Genomic DNA, 14,747 nt, shown 5'->3' with positions numbered 1-14,747 from the left:
GCCGCAGAGCGTTGCAATCTGCGGCAGGTCTTTTTTTCAGTCTCTATCAATCCTGGTCGATGCAGAAATAGGTGAACTGGCCGGTGGCCAGCAATTCCCCGGCCCCGTTGGTGATATCCACGATGGCCAGGCAGGTAGCCTTGCCCCGGCGGCGGACCTGCCCCTCGGCCCGGATGGTGCCGTTGGGCTGGTTTTTCAGAAAATGCAGGTCCCCGTGCTGAGTCACGTAATGGCGCCCATCGGTGTGGACGGCGGCGCCGCCCGCGTCGTCCGCCAGGGTGTACAGCGCCCCGCCGTGGACCATGCCGTAGGGGTTCTTGCTCTCCGGCCGGATGTCCAGGCGGTACACCGCCCGGTCCCGCTCCACGGTCTCCAATTCAAAAAAGTTATGGCGGGTAAAGGCGTTCTCCCGCAGCCGCAGTTCCTTCAACTGTTGCTCTTCCTGAGTCATGGTGCTCTCCCTTCGCTGGAATCTTCACCAGTGTATCACCTTTCCCGTCGTTTTTCCACATTTTTTGAAAAAGGGGTTGACAAACGGATTCGTTTGCATATACTGAACATATGAACAGTCGTTCAATTGTTCAGGTGAAAGGAGGCGGACTATGGAGGACCGCTACAATGTGGAATGCTGTGATTTCATCCACGCCCACGAGGAGATCGTGGAAAAGGTACGGCAGGAGCTGCCGGATGAGGACACCCTGTACGACCTGTCGGAGCTGTTCCGCATCTTCGGTGATTCCACCCGCATCCGCATCCTGTATGTGCTGTTCGAGGCGGAGATGTGCGTGTGCGACATCGCGGCGCTACTGGGCATGACCCAGTCCGCCATCTCCCACCAGCTGCGGGCTCTGAAAAACGCCCGGCTGGTAAAGTCCCGCAGGGAGGGCAAGACCGTCTTTTACTCCCTGGCGGATGACCACGTCAAGACCATCATCGACCAGGGCATTGAGCATGTAAAAGAGTAAGTTTTCCACATTTTTATAAAAAGCAGGAGGAAATCAACATGAAGAAGCGTTACAAGTTCGAAGTCGACTGCGCCAACTGCGCCGCCAAGGTGGAAGAAGCCGTGAAGAAGATCGACGGTGTCAACGACGCCACCGTCAATTTCATGGCCCAGAAGCTGGTGCTGGACGCTGACGATGCCCGCTTTGATGAGATCCTGAAGGAAGTCATTGCCGTGGCCAAAAAGGTGGAGCCCGACTGCGAGCTGTACATCTGATCCGGAAGCGCCGCCCTCAACGGCGGCGCTTTTTGTAAGGAGGAACCGCTATGAATTCCCTCTCCAAAAAACAGAAGAAAATGGTCCGGCGCATCGTGATTTCCGCGGTGCTGCTGGTCCTGGTCAAGGTACTTTGCGCCGTTGGAATCCTGCCGGAGCAGGGCCTGCTGACTGGCCTGTGCTATCTGGCCCCCTACGCCGTCATCGGCTGGGATGTGCTCTACAAGGCCGTCCGCAATATCAAAAACGGGCAGGTGTTTGACGAGAACTTCCTGATGGCCCTGGCCACCGTGGGTGCCTTTGCCACGGCGGAGTACGCCGAAGCGGTATTCGTCATGCTGTTCTATCAAGTGGGCGAGCTGTTCCAGGACTACGCCGTGGGCAAGTCCCGTCAGTCCATCGCCGCCCTCATGGATATTCGGCCCGATGTGGCCAACCTGGAGGGGGAGAACGGCGAGATCGAGGAGGTGGACCCGGAGGACGTGCCCGTGGGCGCCGTCATCGTGGTAAAACCCGGCGAGCGGGTACCTCTGGACGGCACCGTCCTGGAGGGCACCTCCGCCCTGGATACCGCCGCCCTCACCGGCGAGTCCGTGCCCCGGGACGTCATCCCCGGCGACGCTGTCATCAGCGGCTGCGTGAACCAGTCCGGTGTCCTGCGGGTGCAGGTGACCAAGCCCTGCGAGGAGTCCACGGTATCCAAAATTCTGGACCTGGTGGAGAACGCCAGCGAGAAGAAATCCACCAGTGAAAACTTCATCACCCGGTTCGCCCGGTACTATACCCCCTGTGTGGTGCTGGCCGCCCTGGCCCTGTTCCTCCTGCCCACCATTGCCCTGGCTTTGATCCCGGCGGCCAGTCTGCCCGGCTTCCTGGCGGGCACCGTCTGGACCTCCTGGCTCCACCGGGCCCTGATCTTCCTGGTCATCTCCTGCCCCTGCGCTCTGGTCATCTCCGTGCCCCTCAGCTTCTTCGGCGGCATCGGCGGCGCCAGCAAGCGGGGCATTCTGGTGAAGGGCAGCAACTATCTGGAGGCCCTGGCCCGTACCGAAACGGTCATTTTCGACAAGACCGGCACCCTGACCAAGGGCACCTTCTCTGTCACCGCCGTCCATCCGGAGGGGGACTTCACCCAGGAGCAGCTCCTGGAATACGCCGCCCTGGCGGAGCACTGGTCCGACCACCCCATCTCCCTGTCCCTGAAAGCTGCCTGCAAGGTGGAACTGGATGCCGCCCGTGTCTCCGACGTGGAGGAGATCGCCGGCCACGGCGTCTGTGCCAAGGTGGACGGCAAGACCGTCTGCGTGGGCAACAGCCGCCTCATGGAGCGGCAGAACGTGAACTGGCTGCCCTGTGAGCTGCCGGGCACCATCGTCCATGTGACGGTGGACGGGTTCTATGCCGGTCACATCGTCATCTCCGACCTGCCCAAGGAGGACGCCAAAGCCGCCATTGCCGACCTGAAGGCAAGCGGCGTGAAGAAAACCGTCATGCTCACCGGTGACGCCGAAGCCGTGGCCAAATCCGTGGCGGCGGAGCTGGGAGTGGATGAATACCACGCCGAACTGCTGCCCGCTGACAAGGTGGAGTGGACGGAAAAGATTCTGGCGGCAAAATCCGCCAATGCCAAGGTGGCCTTCGTGGGCGACGGCATCAACGACGCCCCGGTGCTCAGCCGGGTGGACATCGGCATCGCCATGGGCGCCCTGGGCAGTGACGCCGCCATTGAAGCCGCCGACATCGTGCTCATGGACGACAAACCCTCCAAAATCGCCACCGCCATGCGCATCTCCCGGAAGACCCTGCGCATCGTGAACCAGAACATCTGGTTCGCCCTGGGGGTCAAGGGGCTGGTGCTGCTGCTGGGCGCCCTGGGCTATGCCAGTATGTGGGCGGCGGTGTTCGCCGACGTGGGCGTGGCCTTCATCGCCATCCTTAACGCCACCCGCTGCCTCCATGTTGAGGAGCTGTGACGGTCCCCCATTGAAAATCTTCTGAAATATGATATACTCAGCTTGCTGAAAGCAATTTCGGCAAGCTGAGTATTTTTTCGGGCCGGAGAACGTCCGGCCTTCAGGAGTGATGTGTATGATGAAAAAAATCGTCTCTCTGCTGCTGGCCCTGCTGCTGGCCCTGACCCTGGCGGCCTGCGGCGTCCAGTCCACCCAGACCCAGGCCCCTGATGCCCCCGCCCAAGAGGAGACCGCCCTGCCGGATACCCCGGAGGAAGCCCTGCCCGCTCCGGAGGAGCAGACGGAGGCGGAGCCCGCCGCCCCGCCCGCTGAGGAGGAAGCGGAAGCCCCCGAGGAGGAGTTGCTCCCCGAGGACGGCACCTACACCACAGCGGAGGATGTGGCCCTGTACATCCACCAGTACGGTCATCTGCCGGACAACTTCATCACCAAAAAGCAGGCCGAAAAGCTGGGTTGGCAGGGCGGCAGCCTGGAACCCTACGCCCCCGGCAAGTGCATCGGCGGCAGCCGCTTCGGCAACTACGAGGGATTACTGCCGGAAAAGGAGGGCCGCAGCTATACGGAGTGCGACATTGACACCCTGGGTGCCTCCAAGCGGGGCGCCAAGCGCATCGTCTTCTCCAACGACGGCCTGATCTACTACACTGACAACCACTACGAGAGCTTTACCCTGCTGTACGGGGAGGAATGACATGAAATACGCCATGATCGAGGGTGCGGCCGTGGGGTCCATGGACCGCCTCCACCGCCTGCTGGCGGAGCAGCTGGACTTCCCGGACTGGTACGGCGGCAACCTGGACGCCCTTTACGACTGCCTGACGGACCTGACGGAGGAGACCACCGTCATCCTGTTGCACAGTCAGGCCCTGGCGGAAACCCTGGGGGCAGGATACGGCCGCTTCTGCCGGGTCCTGAAAGATGCCGCAGCGGAAAATCCCAAGCTGCACATTCAACTCTAATTCATGGTAAGAGCGCCCGGACTTTCGTCCGGGCGCTCTGTTTTTGAAAGTATATTCACATCTCACGGTGCATGCGCTTTTCCGCTTCTCGCACCATAAATACCAGCGCCTAAATCAGACTCATGCCAATGGCGATGCCCAGGGCGGAGAGTCCCGTGGTGGTTCCATAAGCGCTGGCAGCCGCCCAGTCGTTCCGCACCGCGGCGCTCATGGCGTGGAACAGGGAGCCGCCCGGCACCAGGGGGATCACCGCCGGGACATAGAACAGGGTGGAGGGTGCCCGCAGCAGCCGGGCCAATACCTCCGCATACAGCTCCGCGAAGGCGGAAGCCAGCAGGCAGGGGAAAAAGACGCCTTCCAGATATCCGCAGCACGCCAGATAGCAGCCCCAGCACAGGAAGCCTCCCAGGGCGGCCCATGGAAGCAGTCGTGGCCGCAGGTGGAACAGGATGGCAAATCCCAGGGAACCTAAGAATGCCGTCAGGAGCTGTGTCACGATCTCTCTCATGTCACACCCCCGTGATCCAGATGGCCAGCATGAAACCGGAGGCCAGGGCCCCGGCCCACAGCAGAGACTCCGTCAGCAGGAGGGCACCGGAGATGGTGTTGCCCACTAGGATGTCCCGGACAGAGTTGGTCATGGCCAGGCCGGGGATCAGCAGCATGATATAGCCGATCATGATTTTGTCCAACTGCAACACGGGGAACAGCAGCACACAGCCGCAGGTCCCCAGGCCGATCAGCAGGGAACAAATCAGGTTGAAAATCACCCGGTTCATGCAAATGGGCATCAGATACTCCTGCAGCAGGCAGGTCAGGGCCGCAAACGCCATGGACACCAGCATATCCGCCGGTCCGCCGCCGAAAAACAAGGTGAAACTGCCCACCGCCAGCATACTGCTGCCATAGATCCGCAGGCGGCTGTTGGACCGGGTGCGGATGCGCTCCACCTCCGCTGTCAGTTCCTCCAGCGGCAGCGGTGTCCGGCAGCAGCGGCGGCTCAGGGCATTGCAGGCCTCCAACCGGAGGAAGTCCGTGCCGGCGGGCCGGGTGATGCGGCGGGTCTGGGTGAGTACCCGGCCATCGGGCATCTTCATGCTGACCACGATGCTGTACGTGATGACAAAGACCTGCATCTCCACAGCGCCGTAGGCCATGCCCATCCGGGAGATGGTCTCCTCCACCCGGCTGATCTCCGCGCCGTTCTGCAGCAGAAGCTCACCGATATTCAGAAGCTGATCCAGCAATGCTTCCACAGCGTTACTCCAGCGTCTCCAGTTCCGCCTGCCAAAGATTGACCTTTGCGTCAGACGGCATCCGCCAGTCGCCGCGGGGGCTCATAGCCACGGAGCCGATCTTTGGGCCGTCGGGGACACAGTTGCGCTTGAACTGCTGGGAGAAGAAGCGGCGGTAGAAGGTCTTCAGCCACTTCAAAATGACCTCCCGGCTGTACTGCTTGCCCAGGGCATACACCGCCAAACGGTAGATCTTGGCGGGGGAGAAGCCCCAGCGGAGCATATAGTACAGGAAGAAATCATGCAGCTCATAGGGTCCCACCAGGTCCTCGGTCTTCTGGCTGATCTGCCCCTGGACGGCAGGCAGCAGCTCCGGGGAGACAGGGGTGTCCAGAATGTCCTCCAGCACATCCTTCAGCTCCCGGTCCTTTTCCGCGTTGTCCCGGGCAAGATACCCCACCAGATGGCGCACCAGGGTCTTGGGGATGGTGCAGTTGACGGCGTACATGCTCATGTGGTCGCCGTTGTAGGTGCACCAGCCCAGAGCCAGCTCAGAGAGGTCGCCGGTGCCGATGACCAGGCCGCCGTTCTTGTTGGCGATGTCCATGAGCACCTGGGTCCGCTCCCGGGCCTGACCGTTCTCAAAGGTGACGGAGTGGTCCTCCATGTCGTGGCCGATGTCCTTGAAGTGGCTGCGGACGGAGGCGGAGATATCCACGGTTTTCAGCGTGGTCCCCAGCTTTTCCGCCAGGATCACGGCATTGTTTTTCGTCCGGTCCGTGGTGCCGAAGCAGGGCATGGTGACGGCAATGATATCCGTCATGGGCCGGTCCAGCATCTTCATGGCAAGGCCGGTAATGAGAACAGCCAGGGTGGAATCCAGGCCGCCGGAGAGGCCCACCACCGCCGTCTTGGCGCCGGTGTGCTCCAGCCGCTGCTTCAGGCCCAGAGAGGCCAGCAGCAAAATTTCCCGACAGCGCTCGTCCCGGTCGCTCTTGTCCTCGGGGACGAAGGGCATGGGGGCTACATAGCGGGTCAGCTTGGTGGGGGAGACGGTCAGGGAGAAGGGGACCTCCCACACAGCAGGCGCCCGGTCGAACATCTGGGTCCGACGGCGCTCATAAGCAAGGCGCTGGATGTCGACCTCCGAAACCAGCAGGCCGCCGTCGAAGCGCCGCTCTGCCAGCATGGTGCCGTTCTCCGCGATCATCTGGTGGGCGCCGAAGACCACGTCAGAGGTGGATTCCCCCTCGCCGCAGTTGGAATAGACGTAGCCGCACAGCAGCTTGGCGCTCTGCATGGTCACCAGCTGGCGGCGGTAGCTGTCCTTACCCACAAGGTCGTTGCTGGCGGACAGGTTCCCCACCACAATGGCACCGGCAGCCGCCAGGTCCACGGCAGGGGAGCAGGGAGCCCACATATCCTCGCAGATCTCAAAGCCCAGGACCAGGTCCGGCATGTCGGCACAGCGGAACACCAGATGATTGCCGAAGGGTACGGACTTGCCCAGCAGGGTCACCGACTGGTTTTCCTCCGGTGCGGCGGCAAACTGCCGCTTCTCGTAAAATTCGCCGTAATTGGGCAGGTGCGTCTTGGGGATCAGGCCCAAAATCTGTCCTTTTTGTATAACAGCAGCACAGTTATACAGTTTGTTGTTAACTTTCACCGGCAAGCCCACCGCCGTTACCACTTCCAGGTTCCGGGTAGCCTCCAGGACGGTGGACAGGGCCTCCTGGGCGCCCCGCAGCAGCGTCTCCTGATAGAACAGGTCGCCGCAGGAGTAGCCGGTCAGGCCCAGCTCCGGCAGCACCAGCACCTTGGCCCCGGCCTTCTCCGCCTGGCGCATCATGGTGAAGGTCTGCTCCGCGTTATAGTGGCAGTCCGCCAGACGCAGCTTGGGCGTGCCGCAGGCCACCGAAATAAAACCGTCTTTCATATTCGGACCCTCCTACATCGGTTTGAATTCTGTCTGTATCTTACCCCTCCCGCGCCAAAAATGCAAGATATCCGCCCAACGGTAAAAGGACCGCCAAAGGCGGTCCTTTTACCGTGTGTGTGTTTTAGGAGGGAGAAAACGCATCGGGTTGGGAGGACCCGTTGCTTGTATTTAAGATACCCAATATTTTTTGCGGAATTGTGATATCCTTATGAACAGTTTGTAAACGTTTCTGTGAAAAACGATTACTTTCCTGTTCCGCAACAAAACAGACGGCTTTGTTTTCCACAAAGCCGTCTGTTTTGTTTATTTGTACTTCTGGCTTTCCGCCACGGCCAACTCGTCGCAGCGGTTGTTGTACTCATTTTCCGCGTGGCCTTTGACCCAGTGGTAGCGCAGAGTGTGAACGTCGGTCAGGGCCAGCAGGCGGTCCCACAGGTCCGGGTTCAGGGCGGGCTTTTTGTCGCTCTTCACCCAGCCCCGGGCCTTCCAACCCTTGGCCCAGCCCTTGGATAAGCCGTCGATGACGTACTTGGAGTCAGACCACAGGTCCACGATACAGGGCTCCTTCAAAATAGAAAGCGCTTCAATGACCGCCGTCAGCTCCATGCGGTTGTTGGTGGTGTTGGCCTCGCCGCCGGAGAGCTCCCGCTTGTGGGCGCCGTACATCAGGATCGCGCCCCAGCCTCCCGGCCCGGGATTGCCGGAGCAGGCCCCGTCGGTATAAATGGTAACTGTTTTCATAAGGTTTCTCCCGTTGCCTTCCCCCTCATGGGGGGAAGGTGTCCCCGCAGGGGACGGATGAGGGGGACCTCCGTCTGACCTCCATGTCGATCCTCTGGCAGACACCCTCAAACTGACGTTGTAGTTCCAAATTTGTAAAACGCAGGACATGGATGCCATACGTCTCTTGCAGATACGCGGAGCGCGCCGCATCCTGCGCAGGACCCTCGTCCTGATAGTGCTGGGAGCCATCCAGTTCCACTGCCAGCTTTGCCTTTGCGCAGTAAAAATCCAGGATATACCTGCCAAAGACCACCTGCCGCCGGAACTGGACCGGGTATGCTTTCAGAAAATCATACCATAGGCGACGCTCTTCTTTTGTCGCGTTTCGCCGGAGGGCCTGCGCGTATCGTTTCATATGCGCGTCCATGTCACACAGGCCCCCTCATCCAGTGCTTCGCGCCACCTTCCCCCCTGATGGGGGAAGGCTTTTTTACGGCTTCTCCTGCAGAAGTTCCTTCTTTTTGGCGGCGTATTCCTCTTTTGTCAGCAGGCCGCTGTCCAACTGACGGCGAAGTTGGGATATCTGCTTCTGTACCACTTCGCTCTCATGCTTTGGGGTATGGGGCGGTTTCGTGGGCGTGTCCTTTTTCGTAAACCGTTTCAGAATCCAAAGATACAGGAATGCCGCTCCAAGTCCTAAGGCCACACCAATCACAAGCAGTTTTGCAATTGCAAATCCCAAACCCGGCATTTCTGGTTCCTCCTTATACGGTCTCAGTTCTCCGTCCCAGTCTCGGTCTCCTCAGCCTCGTCCCGGTCCGTCAGAGCCATGGCGATCACCTTGTCGCCTTCTTCCTTGAAGCGCATGACGATAACGCCCTGGGTAGCACGGCCGGCGGTGCGGATGTTCTCCACAGCGGTGCGGATCAGGATGCCCGCCTGGGTCACCAGCAGCAGGTCCTCGGTGCCGTCCACCACCTTGATACCCACCACGGGTCCGGTCTTTTCCGTCACCATATAGTTCTTGATGCCGATACCGCCGCGGTTGGTGATGCGGTACTCCTCCACAGGCGTCCGCTTGCCGTAGCCCTTCTCCGTAATGGAGAGGACGCACTTGCCCTCGGCGGCACGGGCGGCGCCCACCACGTAGTCGCCTTCCCGGAGACGGATGCCCCGGACACCCACAGCGATACGGCCCATGGGCCGGATGTCGTTCTCGTCGAAGCAGACCGCCATGCCGTCGTGGGTGGCAATCAGGATCTTCTTGGTGCCGTCGGTCTCCCGGACGGTGACCAGGGCGTCGCCCTCGTCCAGCGTCAGGGCCCGGATGCCGTTGTTGCGGAGATTCTTCAATGTGGACACCGGCAGCCGCTTGACCGTGCCGTTCCGGGTGACCATCACCAGGAACAGCTCCTCGTTGCCGGTCTCCCGGAAGTGGATCATGGTCTGGACCCGCTCGCCCGGTTCCACCTGCAGAATGTTGATGATATTGGTGCCCTTGGCGGCCTTGCCGCTCTCGGGGATCTGATAGCCCTTCTTTCGGTACACCTTGCCGGTGTCGGTGAAGAAAAGGATATAGTCATGGGTGGAGGCGGTGAACACATCCACCACGTAGTCCTCGTCCCGGGTGGTGATGCCCTTGCGGCCCTGACCGCCCTTGCCCTGGGCGGCATACTCGCTGACGGGAGTCCGCTTGATATAGCCCGCCTGGGTCATGGTGAAGACGCACTGCTCCTCCTCGATCAGGTCCTCGATATCGATCTCGTCCTCCACGTCCTGGATCTCGGTCATGCGGTCGTCGCCGAACTTGTCGGAGATGGCCTGCAATTCCTCTTTCAGGATTTGGCGGACCAGTCCCTCGTCGGAGAGGACCTTGTTGTACCAGGCGATCTTCTCCTCCAGTTCCTTGTACTCGGTCTCCAGCTTCTCCCGATCCAGGCCCTGGAGGGCTTTCAGCCGCATGTCCAGGATGGCCTGGGCCTGGATATCGTCCAGACCGAACCGCTCCATCAGCTTCTGCTTGGCGTCGTCATAGGCGCTGCGGATGATGCGGATGACCTCGTCGATGTTGTCCTGGGCGATCAGCAGGCCCTCCAGCAGGTGAGCACGCTCCTGGGCCTTTTTCAGGTCGTACCGGGTGCGGCGGACTATGATCTCTTCCTGGAAAGCCAGGTACTCGTCGATGATGTGCCGCAGGGACAGGATTTTGGGCTGAGACTGGTTGTCCACCAGGGCCAGCATGTTGATGGCGAAGGTGGTCTGCAGCTGGGTCTGGCTGAACAGGCGGTTCAGCACCACCTGGGGATTGGCATCCCGCTTCAGCTCGATGACGATGCGCATACCGTTGCGGTCAGACTCGTCCCGGATATCGGAGATGCCCTCCAGCCGCTTGTCCTCCACCTGGTCGGCCATGCTCTTGATCAGCATGCGCTTGTTGACCTGATAGGGAATTTCCGTGATGACGATGCGGGTCCGGTCCTTGCCGAACTCCTCAAACTCATGCCGCGCCCGGATCACCAGCCGGCCCCGGCCGGTGGCGTAGGCCGCCCGGATGCCGCTGCGGCCCATGATGATGCCCTTTGTGGGGAAGTCGGGGCCCTTGATGTGCTGCATCAGGTCCGCCAGGGTGGCGTTGGGGTCATCCAGCACGCAAATGCAGGCGCCGATGACCTCCCGCAGGTTGTGGGGCGGGATGTTGGTTGCCATGCCCACGGCGATGCCGCTGGAGCCGTTGACCAGCAGGTTGGGGAAACGGGCAGGGAGGACCCGAGGCTCCTTCCGGCTCTCGTCGAAGTTGGGGTCCCAGTCCACGGTCTCCTTCTCAATATCCCGCAGCATTTCCTCGGAAATCTTGCTCATGCGGGCCTCGGTGTAACGGTAGGCCGCCGGGGGATCGCCATCCACGGAGCCGAAGTTGCCGTGGCCGTCCACCAGCATATAGCGCATGGAGAAGTCCTGGGCCAGACGGACCAGGGCGTCGTAGACGGAGGCATCGCCATGGGGATGGTACCGGCCCAGCACGTCGCCCACGCAGGTGGCGGACTTCTTGAAGGGGCGGTCAGAGGTCAGGTTGTCCTCGTACATGGCATACAGAATACGCCGGTGGACGGGCTTCAGGCCGTCCCGCACATCCGGCAGGGCGCGGCCCACGATGACGCTCATGGCGTACTCGATATAGGATTTCTCCATCTCGGGGACCAGGGGAGATTCCACGATCTTCTGGTCGGGATACCGAATCTCCTCGGGGTCGTATTGGGGTTTCTTAGACATGTCGGTATCCCTCCTTTAATAATCCAGATTGACGGCGTACTGGGCGTTCTTCTCGATGAACTCCTTCCGGGGTTCCACCTTTTCGCCCATGAGGATGGTGAAGGTCTCGTCGGCCTTCACGGCGTCGTCCAGGGTAATGCGGCGCAGGGTCCGCTTCTCCGGGTCCATAGTGGTCTCCCACAGCTCATGGGGGTTCATCTCGCCCAGGCCCTTGAAGCGGGAGATGTCGATCTTCACGTTGGGGTTGCCGCCCCGCATCTCGGCGGACACGGCGTCCCGCTCCTCGTCGGAGAAGGCTACCCTTGTGGTTTTGCCCCTAGTCAGCTTATACAGGGGCGGCACGGCGGAATAGACGTAGCCGTGCTCAATCAAAGGCCGCATGAAGCGGAAGAAGAAGGTCAGCAGCAGGGTGCGGATATGGGAGCCGTCCACATCGGCATCGGCCATGATGATGACTTTGTGATACCGCAGCTTGGCGGGGTCGAACTCATCGCCGATGCCGGCGCCCAGAGCCGTGATGACGGGCTGGAGCTTGTCGTTGCCGTAGACCTTGTCGGCCCGGGCCTTCTCCACGTTCAGCATCTTGCCCCACAGGGGGAGGATGGCCTGGAACCGGCTGTCCCGGCCCTGGGTGGCGGAGCCGCCTGCGGAGTCACCCTCGACGATATAAATCTCGGTCAGCTCGGGGTTGTTTTCATTGCAGTCCCGCAGCTTGTCAGGCATGGCCGCGCCGCCCAGAGCGGTCTTGCGGCGGATGGATTCACGGGCCTTGCGGGCGGCTTCCCGGGCGCGGTTGGCGGTGAGAGCCTTGTCCAGGATCATGCGGCCCACCTGGGGATTCTCCTCCAGGAAGGTATCCAGCTTGTCGGAGACGATGTTGTTCACCAGGGTCCGGATCTCGCTGTTGCCCAGCTTGGCCTTTGTCTGACCCTCGAACTGGGCCTCGGTCAGCTTCACGGAGATGACGCAGGTCAGACCCTCCCGGCAGTCCTCGCCGGAGATCTTCTCGTCGTCCTTCAGCATCTTGATCTTGCGGCCGTAATTGTTCAGCACAGTGGTCAGTGCCCTCTTGAAGCCCTCCTCGTGCATGCCGCCCTCGGGGGTGTGGACGTTGTTGGCAAAGGAGAGGATGGTCTCGTTATAGCCGTCGTTGTACTGCAGGGCCACCTCCGCCACGGAGTCATCCTTCTGGCCGGCCATGTAAATGACGTCGTTATGCAGGGCGTCCTTGCTCTTGTTGAGCCAGGTGACGAACTCCCGGATACCGCCCTCATAGCACATGGAGTGATACCGCTCGCTCTCCGGCTTGTTGGCGGAAGCAGCGCGCTCATCGGCAATGGTGATGCGCAGGCCCGCGTTCAGGAAGGCCTCCTCCCGCATACGGGTGTGGAGGGTCTCATAATTGTAAATGGTGTCCTCGAACATCTCCGGGTCCGGCTTAAAGGTGACGGTGGTGCCGGTGTGGTCGGTGGTACCCACCACGGTCATCTCCTGGGTCACGTGGCCCCGGGCGAACTTCATCTCATGGATCTTACCATCCCGGTGGACCTGGACCGTCAGCCATTCGGACAGGGCGTTGACCACGGAGGCGCCCACGCCATGGAGGCCGCCGGAGACCTTGTAGCCGCCGCCGCCGAACTTGCCGCCGGCATGGAGGACGGTATAGACCACTTCCAGAGCTGGCTTGCCGGTCTGGGCCTGGATGTCCACGGGGATGCCGCGGCCGTTGTCCACCACGGTGATGGTGTCGCCCTCGTTGATGGTGACCTGGATCTCCGTGCAGTAGCCTGCCAGGGCCTCATCGATGGCGTTGTCCACGATCTCGTACACCAGATGGTGGAGACCGGAGGTGGAGGTGGAGCCAATGTACATACCGGGACGCTTCCGGACAGCTTCCAGTCCCTCCAGGACCTGGATCTCGGAGGCGTCATACTCGTTCTGCGCATTGACTGCCGTGGAATTCAAAATTTCATTTTCAGCCATGTGGTTTCTCCTTTCAAGGGGTCGTTTTCCTTACACAAGGCAAGAAGAGCCGGGCCGGAGCCATTTCCGGCCCGTTTCTCCTTGCCTTCAATCTCATACAAAGAATGATTCAGAATACTTTCTTATCAAAAAAACGATAGAACAGCTCTCCCAATCCTGTACCCAATAATGCAGCTTCCGCGTAGCACATTCCTATGACCACCAGCATTGCCAGATAGCTGTGGAGCGGCAAAATGGTGACCTCGCAGGCCAAAATCGTCGCCGTCAAAAGAACAGGCAGCCACCGCCCATGCCCATTTGTTCCCCAACGGAGAAACCCGTGGAGTACGGCGAACAACAAGCAGGTACAAGGAAGCAGCACGCGGCTGGGACTGCCAATTTCCCAAAAACGCAAAACCAAAAGAAATGTGTTCCAAATGTGCATATCACAACTCCAGTTTTCGGCTCTCCGCCCGGTTTTTCAGGGTGGAGGTGTTCAGCTGGCTCAGATAGACGATCTGCTCATGGTAGGGATGGTCGCAGACCACGAAGCTCTTGGGGATATCGCCGGAGATATCCAGCACCACACCCTCTTTGTCAGCGGCGGACAGATAGTCCCGGGTCCGCTTACTGGTGGAGCACTTGTCCAGATCAAAGATACCGATGATCCGGTGCTCTTGAATGATCTCGTTCTGACCGATATGCAGATACATGGTTTTACTCTGCTCCGTTCACATCGTCCAGACCATCATCAAAATCATGGGAGAAGTCATCCGCGTCCATGTCACTCATGATCTCCGTGGTGCGCATGCGGCGCTTGTCCTTGGCGGCTTCCACGTTCTGATGGATCAGCTCCTTGACCTCACGAGGCTGCTTCACATTCTTCAGATCCAGATGTGGCACACTCTTGTCCGAGGACACCACGCAGATGGTGCCCACGCCGAAGATGCGCTGACCCAGGGACATGTTCAGTTGCAGGTCCCGGACACGATACAGCAGCACCTCATCTTCCTTGATATTGAAAAAACCCCTTTCACAGAACAGGCGGTCTTCACTGAGACGGTAGCGGGTGAAGGACAGGGGAAGGCCAAGATGACGCTTGCGGTCTTTCCAGAGATATTGGATAGGTTCCATAGAAAATCTCCTTTCTGAGGTAGTCCTCTTATAGGGGACGGGGGGATGCGCCGCTTTGCGGCGCTGAAAGGCGCCCCTCATTCTTTTTCGTCTTGCCGAAAAAGAATGCGCCGCGCCCGGTGGAAGAAAAAGGCGCTTTCGGCGGCTCAACTTGACACGGAAGTGTCAAGTTGACCGCAAACGCGAAGGTTGTCGTAGCCGGTGCTTACGTAATTTGATAGTCCCCTGCCGGGTGCGCTTGAGTCTTTGGGGAACAGAGAAAGTACGTCTCCGCATTTGATGGCGTGGGTGCGGCTTTCGGTAGTGGTCATCGAATGGCCGCTGCTTCTCTTT

The 14,747-nt window shown here is 60.2% G+C and carries 17 protein-coding genes; 5 read left to right on the top strand and 12 right to left on the bottom strand.

Features of this window, described 5'->3' with window-relative positions:
- Nucleotides 1-46: 46 nt before the first annotated feature.
- On the bottom strand, nucleotides 47-451 hold the full coding sequence (locus JQM66_RS04065; protein ID WP_235228533.1) for a PaaI family thioesterase: 405 nt from the start codon (nucleotides 449-451) through the stop codon (nucleotides 47-49).
- Nucleotides 452-602: 151 nt separating this feature from the next.
- On the opposite strand from JQM66_RS04065, the gene JQM66_RS04060 reads away from it, so the two are divergent.
- The 5 genes from JQM66_RS04060 (at nucleotide 603) to JQM66_RS04040 (ending at nucleotide 4,151) form a co-directional block, all read left to right on the top strand.
- A complete protein-coding gene (locus JQM66_RS04060) occupies nucleotides 603-965 on the top strand; it encodes an ArsR/SmtB family transcription factor (RefSeq protein WP_235228532.1) in 363 nt (120 codons plus the stop codon).
- Between the two features lie 38 nt (nucleotides 966-1,003).
- Nucleotides 1,004-1,219, top strand: a complete 216-nt coding sequence (locus tag JQM66_RS04055) for a cation transporter (RefSeq protein ID WP_235228531.1) — start codon at nucleotides 1,004-1,006, stop codon at nucleotides 1,217-1,219.
- A gap of 50 nt (nucleotides 1,220-1,269) precedes the next feature.
- Nucleotides 1,270-3,192: a heavy metal translocating P-type ATPase gene (locus JQM66_RS04050; protein ID WP_235228530.1), complete on the top strand. Its 1,923-nt coding sequence runs from the start codon at nucleotides 1,270-1,272 to the stop codon at nucleotides 3,190-3,192.
- Between the two features lie 115 nt (nucleotides 3,193-3,307).
- Nucleotides 3,308-3,883, top strand: a complete 576-nt coding sequence (locus JQM66_RS04045) for a ribonuclease domain-containing protein (protein WP_235228529.1) — start codon at nucleotides 3,308-3,310, stop codon at nucleotides 3,881-3,883.
- A 1-nt stretch (nucleotide 3,884) separates the two neighbouring features.
- A complete protein-coding gene (locus JQM66_RS04040) occupies nucleotides 3,885-4,151 on the top strand; it encodes a barstar family protein (RefSeq protein ID WP_235228528.1) in 267 nt (88 codons plus the stop codon).
- A 109-nt stretch (nucleotides 4,152-4,260) separates the two neighbouring features.
- On the opposite strand, the gene JQM66_RS04035 is transcribed toward JQM66_RS04040, so the two are convergent.
- From JQM66_RS04035 to JQM66_RS03985, 11 genes are all read right to left on the bottom strand, one after another.
- Nucleotides 4,261-4,659 carry a threonine/serine exporter family protein gene (locus JQM66_RS04035; RefSeq protein ID WP_235228527.1) on the bottom strand — a complete coding sequence of 133 codons (399 nt, stop codon included), beginning with the start codon at nucleotides 4,657-4,659 and terminating at the stop codon, nucleotides 4,261-4,263.
- 1 nt (nucleotide 4,660) lies between these two features.
- Nucleotides 4,661-5,407, bottom strand: coding sequence for a threonine/serine exporter family protein (locus JQM66_RS04030; RefSeq protein WP_235228526.1), 747 nt, complete (start codon nucleotides 5,405-5,407; stop codon nucleotides 4,661-4,663).
- Nucleotides 5,408-5,411: 4 nt separating this feature from the next.
- Nucleotides 5,412-7,322, bottom strand: a complete 1,911-nt coding sequence (locus JQM66_RS04025) for an NAD(+) synthase (RefSeq protein WP_235228525.1) — start codon at nucleotides 7,320-7,322, stop codon at nucleotides 5,412-5,414.
- Between the two features lie 306 nt (nucleotides 7,323-7,628).
- Complete coding sequence (rnhA, locus tag JQM66_RS04020; RefSeq protein WP_235228524.1) at nucleotides 7,629-8,066, bottom strand: ribonuclease HI; 438 nt, start codon at nucleotides 8,064-8,066, stop codon at nucleotides 7,629-7,631.
- Nucleotides 8,067-8,091: 25 nt separating this feature from the next.
- Nucleotides 8,092-8,463, bottom strand: coding sequence for an endonuclease domain-containing protein (locus JQM66_RS04015; protein ID WP_235228523.1), 372 nt, complete (start codon nucleotides 8,461-8,463; stop codon nucleotides 8,092-8,094).
- Between the two features lie 75 nt (nucleotides 8,464-8,538).
- On the bottom strand, nucleotides 8,539-8,799 hold the full coding sequence (locus JQM66_RS04010) for an SHOCT domain-containing protein (protein WP_235228522.1): 261 nt from the start codon (nucleotides 8,797-8,799) through the stop codon (nucleotides 8,539-8,541).
- Nucleotides 8,800-8,822: 23 nt separating this feature from the next.
- Complete coding sequence (gene gyrA, locus JQM66_RS04005) at nucleotides 8,823-11,318, bottom strand: DNA gyrase subunit A (protein ID WP_268824308.1); 2,496 nt, start codon at nucleotides 11,316-11,318, stop codon at nucleotides 8,823-8,825.
- Nucleotides 11,319-11,333: 15 nt separating this feature from the next.
- On the bottom strand, nucleotides 11,334-13,301 hold the full coding sequence (gene gyrB / locus JQM66_RS04000; protein ID WP_235228521.1) for a DNA topoisomerase (ATP-hydrolyzing) subunit B: 1,968 nt from the start codon (nucleotides 13,299-13,301) through the stop codon (nucleotides 11,334-11,336).
- Nucleotides 13,302-13,410: 109 nt separating this feature from the next.
- Nucleotides 13,411-13,725, bottom strand: a complete 315-nt coding sequence (locus JQM66_RS03995) for a hypothetical protein (protein WP_235228520.1) — start codon at nucleotides 13,723-13,725, stop codon at nucleotides 13,411-13,413.
- 1 nt (nucleotide 13,726) lies between these two features.
- Nucleotides 13,727-13,993 (bottom strand): extracellular matrix regulator RemB, encoded by a 267-nt coding sequence (gene remB / locus JQM66_RS03990; protein WP_235228519.1) that lies wholly within the window; start codon nucleotides 13,991-13,993, stop codon nucleotides 13,727-13,729.
- Nucleotides 13,994-13,997: 4 nt separating this feature from the next.
- Entirely contained in the window at nucleotides 13,998-14,414 is a 417-nt protein-coding gene (locus JQM66_RS03985; RefSeq protein ID WP_235228518.1) for a PH domain-containing protein, read from the bottom strand.
- Nucleotides 14,415-14,747: the final 333 nt, after the last annotated feature.

It is taken from the genome of Oscillibacter valericigenes (assembly GCF_021531915.1).
GTDB classification, from domain to species: Bacteria; Bacillota; Clostridia; order Oscillospirales; family Oscillospiraceae; genus Oscillibacter; species Oscillibacter valericigenes_A.
Note: the sequence above shows the minus strand (reverse complement) of the source record. Positions and strands in the feature narration are given on the sequence as shown.

What these genes read in the sequence shown, in the direction of transcription:
- JQM66_RS04035 (WP_235228527.1), bottom strand. Translation starts at nt 4,659, where the DNA reads ATGAGAGAGATCGTGACACAGCTCCTGACGGCATTCTTAGGTTCCCTG.
- JQM66_RS04025 (WP_235228525.1), bottom strand. Translation starts at nt 7,322, where the DNA reads ATGAAAGACGGTTTTATTTCGGTGGCCTGCGGCACGCCCAAGCTGCGT.
- rnhA (WP_235228524.1), bottom strand. Translation starts at nt 8,066, where the DNA reads ATGAAAACAGTTACCATTTATACCGACGGGGCCTGCTCCGGCAATCCC.
- JQM66_RS04015 (WP_235228523.1), bottom strand. Translation starts at nt 8,463, where the DNA reads ATGAAACGATACGCGCAGGCCCTCCGGCGAAACGCGACAAAAGAAGAG.
- JQM66_RS04010 (WP_235228522.1), bottom strand. Translation starts at nt 8,799, where the DNA reads ATGCCGGGTTTGGGATTTGCAATTGCAAAACTGCTTGTGATTGGTGTG.
- JQM66_RS04065 (WP_235228533.1), bottom strand. Translation starts at nt 451, where the DNA reads ATGACTCAGGAAGAGCAACAGTTGAAGGAACTGCGGCTGCGGGAGAAC.
- gyrA (WP_268824308.1), bottom strand. Translation starts at nt 11,318, where the DNA reads ATGTCTAAGAAACCCCAATACGACCCCGAGGAGATTCGGTATCCCGAC.
- JQM66_RS04050 (WP_235228530.1), top strand. Translation starts at nt 1,270, where the DNA reads ATGAATTCCCTCTCCAAAAAACAGAAGAAAATGGTCCGGCGCATCGTG.
- JQM66_RS04040 (WP_235228528.1), top strand. Translation starts at nt 3,885, where the DNA reads ATGAAATACGCCATGATCGAGGGTGCGGCCGTGGGGTCCATGGACCGC.
- JQM66_RS04060 (WP_235228532.1), top strand. Translation starts at nt 603, where the DNA reads ATGGAGGACCGCTACAATGTGGAATGCTGTGATTTCATCCACGCCCAC.
- JQM66_RS04055 (WP_235228531.1), top strand. Translation starts at nt 1,004, where the DNA reads ATGAAGAAGCGTTACAAGTTCGAAGTCGACTGCGCCAACTGCGCCGCC.
- gyrB (WP_235228521.1), bottom strand. Translation starts at nt 13,301, where the DNA reads ATGGCTGAAAATGAAATTTTGAATTCCACGGCAGTCAATGCGCAGAAC.
- JQM66_RS03995 (WP_235228520.1), bottom strand. Translation starts at nt 13,725, where the DNA reads ATGCACATTTGGAACACATTTCTTTTGGTTTTGCGTTTTTGGGAAATT.
- JQM66_RS04045 (WP_235228529.1), top strand. Translation starts at nt 3,308, where the DNA reads ATGATGAAAAAAATCGTCTCTCTGCTGCTGGCCCTGCTGCTGGCCCTG.
- remB (WP_235228519.1), bottom strand. Translation starts at nt 13,993, where the DNA reads ATGTATCTGCATATCGGTCAGAACGAGATCATTCAAGAGCACCGGATC.
- JQM66_RS03985 (WP_235228518.1), bottom strand. Translation starts at nt 14,414, where the DNA reads ATGGAACCTATCCAATATCTCTGGAAAGACCGCAAGCGTCATCTTGGC.